Origin of the sequence: Rhodoplanes roseus, from assembly GCF_003258865.1 — a bacterium.
Classification (GTDB): domain Bacteria; phylum Pseudomonadota; class Alphaproteobacteria; order Rhizobiales; family Xanthobacteraceae; genus Rhodoplanes; species Rhodoplanes roseus.
In genome coordinates, this window is record NZ_NPEX01000372.1 from 1 (window position 1) to 4,623 (window position 4,623).

Consider the following 4,623-nt stretch of genomic DNA (forward strand, 5'->3'; position numbering starts at 1 on the left):
CGCCGCTCGCCTGGTCGGGCGTGCAATGGGCGAAGAAATCAGAGCCGATGCCGTCGTTCGGCAGCGCGAGGCCGCGGGCGGCGGCGAAGCGGCGCCAGCCGGCATTGACCTCGCGAATCGTCCCGCCAGCGTCCAGCACCGCCACCTGGAGGGGCAGCGACACCACGGACTCGATCGACGCAGCGAGCATGGCCATGGGTCGACACACCGGATGAGCAGTGGAACCGAAGGCGGCGGATCACGGACCGGCGATGCACCGCCTCGGCCATCGACATACTGTAATGTTAGATTGACAGTCAACAGTGTCAAGCGGGCAAACACCTAAGCTTGAAGTCTAATCCGCGCGGCCTGCGGCGGCCGACTCGCAGGTCGGGCGTCGCGGCGCGGGCGATGATCCGACCGGCGCCGGCGGCGGGCCCGTCGATCGACGTGGCCGGGCGGCGGACGATCTGCTAGGAGCCCCCTCGTCACGAACGAGCGAGTGCTTCCATGATCCCGCGCTACACCCGCCCCGAGATGGCCGCCATCTGGGACCCGCAGACCCGCTACCGGATCTGGTTCGAGATCGAGGCGCACGCGGCCGACGCCATGGCGGAGCTCGGCATCGTCCCGGCCGAGGCGGCGAAGACGATCTGGGCCAAGGGCAAGGACGCGGTGTTCGACGTCGCCCGCATCGACGAGATCGAGCGCGTCACCAAGCACGACGTCATCGCCTTCCTGACCCATCTGGCCGAGATCGTCGGGCCGGAGGCGCGCTTCGTCCACCAGGGCATGACCTCCTCGGACGTGCTCGACACCACCTTCGGGGTGCAGCTCGCCCGCGCCGCCGACCTCCTGGTCGCCGACCTCGACGGCCTGCTGGCGGCCCTGGAGCGCCGCGCCTTCGAACACAAGCTGACGCCGACCATCGGCCGCTCGCACGGCATCCATGCCGAGCCGACCACTTTTGGACTGAAGCTCGCGGTCGCCTACGCCGAGTTCTCCCGTGCCCGCGCCCGGCTGGTCGCGGCCCGCAAGGAGGTCGCCACCTGCGCCATCTCGGGCGCCGTCGGCACCTTCGCCCAGGTCGATCCGCGGGTGGAGGAGCACGTCGCCGCCAAGATGGGGCTATCGGTCGAGCCGGTGTCGACCCAGGTGATCCCGCGCGACCGCCACGCCATGTTCTTCGCCACACTGGGCGTCGTCGCCGCCTCGGTCGAGCGGCTGGCGATCGAGATCCGCCACCTGCAGCGCACCGAGGTGCTGGAGGCGGAAGAGTTCTTCTCGGCCGGCCAGAAGGGCTCGTCGGCAATGCCGCACAAGCGCAACCCGGTGCTGTCGGAGAACCTCACCGGCCTCGCCCGCATGGTGCGGGCCTATGTGACGCCGGCGCTGGAGAACGTCGCGCTGTGGCACGAGCGCGACATCTCGCACTCCTCGGCCGAGCGGATGATCGGCCCCGACGCCACCGTGACGCTCGACTTCGCGCTCGTGCGGCTCACCGGCCTGATCGACAAGCTGCTGGTCTATCCGGACAACATGAAGAAGAATCTCGACCGGCTCGGCGGCCTCGTTCATTCGCAGCGCGTGCTGATCGCGCTGACCCAGAAGGGGGTCAGCCGCGAGGACTCCTATGCCTGGGTCCAGCGCAACGCCATGAAGGTGTGGGGCGGCGAGTCGAACGACTTCATGGCCCTGCTGAAGGCCGACCCCGACGTCCGGGCAAAGCTCTCCGACGCCGAGATCGAGGCCCAGTTCGACCTCGGCTGGCACCTGAAGCACGTCGACACGATCTTCCGGCGGGTGTTCGGACGGAGCTGACAAGGGCCGTTTACGCCGGCTCACGCCGAGCCGATACTCGCGGAGAGAGGGAGGCCTCGACGTGCCCAAATCCTTGACCGTGACATTGTCGGACGAGCTGGCACGCCTCGTGGAGGAGCGCGTCGGCTCAGGTGCCTATATGGACGAGAGCGCCGTCGTCAGCGACGGCCTCCGCGCACTCCAGGCACAGGATACGACCATCGAACGGTGGCTCTGCGACGAGGTCGGCCCGACCTACGACCGGGTCCGCGGCGGCACCGAGCCCCTGATTCCAGCCGACGAGGTGCTGGCCGACCTCGAAATTCGATGTCGGCATCGCAAAGACCAGGGGCCCTGAGATGCCCGCGCGCGTCCTGTTCTCCGGCGCCGCGCGCAACGACCTGAACGACATCTTCGACTGGATCGCGGCCCATGCCGGACCAGACCGGGCCATCGCATACGTCCGTCGGATCGAACGGCAGTGCCTCGACCTGCAATCCTTTCCTGAGCGCGGCACACGTCGCGACGACGTTCGCCCCGGCCTGCGGACCATCGGTTTCGAACGCCGCGTGACGATCGCGTTCACGGTGCGGGACGGCGCCGTGGTCGTCTTGCGCATCCTGTACGCGGGACGAAGCCTCGATCAGGCCTTCCTCTGACCGGCTTCGGGCAGTCAGGCCCCTCCCCCCGTGCCGCACCACCGGGAACCTCTGCTCTCGCCCCGACGTTGGCGCTCGGTTTCTCACGCCCGGGCCTCCCATGACACCAGCCGACACCCGCGCCGCCGGCGATCGCAGCACCGACAAGCTGAAGACCAGCGCTGCCCGGATGGAAGGCTCGACCGCCCGGATGGAGGGCGCGACCGGCCAGATGGCCGACTCCGCCGACCGGCGCACCGAGCTCGCCGCCGACCGCACCCTGTTCGCGGCGGAGCGCACCTATGCGGCCTGGGTGCGCACCGGCCTCGCCGCGCTGGCGAGCGGCATCGGGGCCAGGGCGCTGCTCGACGGCGTGGTGCCGCACTGGATGATCCTCTCCACCGGCTCGGTGCTGGTGCTGTTCAGCGCCTTCTGCTTCGCCGCCGCGGTGTGGCGCCAGATGCGCCCCGGCCCGCCGCCGCCGCGCCCCGACACGCCCCGCCTGCCCCCGGCCCTGCTGATCGCCGTCAACGGCTTCCTGATCCTGGTCGCCCTCACGGCCCTGGCCGGCGTGCTGCTGGGCCGTGACGCGACGCCGTGAGCGGGGGACCCGTTCACAGGCGCCAGACGAAGTTGCGGACGCCGACGACAGCGGCGGTCAATACGAGGCACGCGGCGACCACGCACCGCGGCTGAAGCCGAAGTCGTAGCCGTAGACGCGGTCCTCGGAGATCGCGGACATTGCGATCGGCCAACCACAATCTTCCATAACAATTCGAACGGCGCCCCCGGGACCGAGGGCGTGCAGGCCGGCCCTGTCGCGGGCCGGCTGTCGGGCCGCGGGGAATTGCGCTACAAGCATGAACGGACGGAGGATTCCTCGACACGATGCCGGCCCGGCCCGCCATCCTGGTGTTCGATTCCGGCCTCGGCGGCCTGACCGTGCTGCGCGAGATCGTTCTCGCGCGCCCGGACGCGCGCTACGTCTATGCCGCCGACGACGCCTTCTTCCCCTACGGCCGGCACAGCGAGGCCGCCCTGACGGCCCGTCTGGTGCCGCTGATGGGCGAGCTGATCGCCGACACGCGGCCCGACCTCGTCGTCATCGCCTGCAACACCGCCTCGACCCTCGTCCTGCCGCATCTGCGGGCCGCCTACACGGTCCCGTTCGTCGGCACCGTGCCGGCCATCAAGCCGGCCTGCGCGACCTCCAAGAGCCGCCTCGTCTCGGTGCTCGGCACCGAGGCGACGGTGGCGCGCGAGTACACCCGGGCGCTGATCCGCGACTTCGGCCAGGGCTGCGCCGTGACGCTGGTCGGCTCGGCCCATCTCGCCTCCATCGCCGAACGGGCGCTGCGCGACGAGCCGGTCGACGACGCGGCGATCGCCCGCGAGATCGCGCCCTGCTTCGTCGAGGCGAACGGCCGCCGCACCGACACCGTGACGCTCGCCTGCACGCATTATCCGCTGCTGCGCGACCGGCTGGTGGCGGCGAGCCCCTGGCCCGTGACCTGGATCGACCCCGCCCCGGCGATCGCCCGGCGGGTCGTCGACCTGATCGGGCCCGCCCCGGGCGCAGCCGCGACGGATCCGGGCCGGCCGGCCGACCGTATCGTCTTCACCTCGGGCCGGGCGCCGCCGCCCGCGCTGGTCGCCGCGCTCGCCCGATTCGGATTGAGACTGTCGAACGCCCCGGCCGTTCTCGGCGCCGCGGAGTGAGTCCGGGGAACACTGCAGGCGGCGATATTGTGGTGGGGATTGCGATGCGCGGATTTCTGACGACGGCGATTCTGGGTCTTTCGCTCGCTTTGGCCGGTTGCGAGATGGCGACCGGGCCGCAGGGCCCGAAGGGTGACGCGGGCCCGCCCGGCCCCGCCGGCGCCGCGGGCCCGAAGGGCGACACCGGTCCGGCCGGCCCGGCGGGTCCCGCCGGCACCAAAATCCGCCAGGTCCAGTGCGACCGGGCGAGCTGCGCCTGCGACCCGAACGAGTTCGTCGTCACGGTGTTCTGCCCGCTCGGCTCGCTCGCTCCGGTGCGGGCGAACGAGCGCGAAGGCGTATGCCGGCGCGACGGCGCCTCGCTCACCCCCGAGGCGCTGATCTGCGCCGCCAAGTAGGTCCGGACGCAGGGCCGGCACCCGCCGGCGGGTTTGACATTTCCGGCCGATCCCCTAAAACCCGTCCCGTCACGCGGGCCCTCGGGGCC

General features: G+C 70.9%; 7 protein-coding genes. 6 read left to right on the forward strand and 1 reads right to left on the reverse strand.

The genetic code is table 11. The annotated features are described in order from the left end of the window. Nucleotides 1–196 (reverse strand): hypothetical protein (locus CH341_RS28320; RefSeq protein WP_210208655.1); only part of this gene is annotated, 196 nt, incomplete at its 3' end. A gap of 293 nt (nucleotides 197–489) precedes the next feature. On the opposite strand from CH341_RS28320, the gene purB reads away from it, so the two are divergent. The 6 genes from purB to CH341_RS36260 all read left to right on the forward strand — a co-directional run bounded on the left by purB (nucleotide 490) and on the right by CH341_RS36260 (nucleotide 4,534). Then, nucleotides 490–1,800, forward strand: a complete 1,311-nt coding sequence (gene purB, locus CH341_RS28325) for an adenylosuccinate lyase (RefSeq protein WP_111422441.1) — start codon at nucleotides 490–492, stop codon at nucleotides 1,798–1,800. Between the two features lie 73 nt (nucleotides 1,801–1,873). Continuing rightward, the gene (locus tag CH341_RS28330) at nucleotides 1,874–2,137 is read left to right on the forward strand and encodes a ribbon-helix-helix domain-containing protein (protein WP_146604655.1); all 264 of its coding nucleotides are present in this window, start codon (nucleotides 1,874–1,876) and stop codon (nucleotides 2,135–2,137) included. Nucleotide 2,138: 1 nt separating this feature from the next. Beyond that, nucleotides 2,139–2,438 (forward strand): type II toxin-antitoxin system RelE/ParE family toxin, encoded by a 300-nt coding sequence (locus tag CH341_RS28335; protein WP_111422446.1) that lies wholly within the window; start codon nucleotides 2,139–2,141, stop codon nucleotides 2,436–2,438. Nucleotides 2,439–2,538: 100 nt separating this feature from the next. Continuing rightward, the gene (locus tag CH341_RS28340) at nucleotides 2,539–3,018 is read left to right on the forward strand and encodes a YidH family protein (RefSeq protein ID WP_245431290.1); all 480 of its coding nucleotides are present in this window, start codon (nucleotides 2,539–2,541) and stop codon (nucleotides 3,016–3,018) included. A 287-nt stretch (nucleotides 3,019–3,305) separates the two neighbouring features. Further along, nucleotides 3,306–4,136, forward strand: a complete 831-nt coding sequence (murI, locus tag CH341_RS28345; RefSeq protein WP_111422448.1) for a glutamate racemase — start codon at nucleotides 3,306–3,308, stop codon at nucleotides 4,134–4,136. A 44-nt stretch (nucleotides 4,137–4,180) separates the two neighbouring features. Continuing rightward, on the forward strand, nucleotides 4,181–4,534 hold the full coding sequence (locus CH341_RS36260) for a hypothetical protein (RefSeq protein WP_281023682.1): 354 nt from the start codon (nucleotides 4,181–4,183) through the stop codon (nucleotides 4,532–4,534). The last annotated feature ends 89 nt before the right edge of the window (nucleotides 4,535–4,623 follow it).

Excerpts from the sequence above, each read along its gene's own strand:
- CH341_RS28340 (WP_245431290.1), top strand. The coding sequence starts at position 2,539 with ATGACACCAGCCGACACCCGCGCCGCCGGCGATCGCAGCACCGACAAG.
- CH341_RS36260 (WP_281023682.1), top strand. The coding sequence starts at position 4,181 with ATGCGCGGATTTCTGACGACGGCGATTCTGGGTCTTTCGCTCGCTTTG.
- CH341_RS28335 (WP_111422446.1), top strand. The coding sequence starts at position 2,139 with ATGCCCGCGCGCGTCCTGTTCTCCGGCGCCGCGCGCAACGACCTGAAC.
- purB (WP_111422441.1), top strand. The coding sequence starts at position 490 with ATGATCCCGCGCTACACCCGCCCCGAGATGGCCGCCATCTGGGACCCG.
- murI (WP_111422448.1), top strand. The coding sequence starts at position 3,306 with ATGCCGGCCCGGCCCGCCATCCTGGTGTTCGATTCCGGCCTCGGCGGC.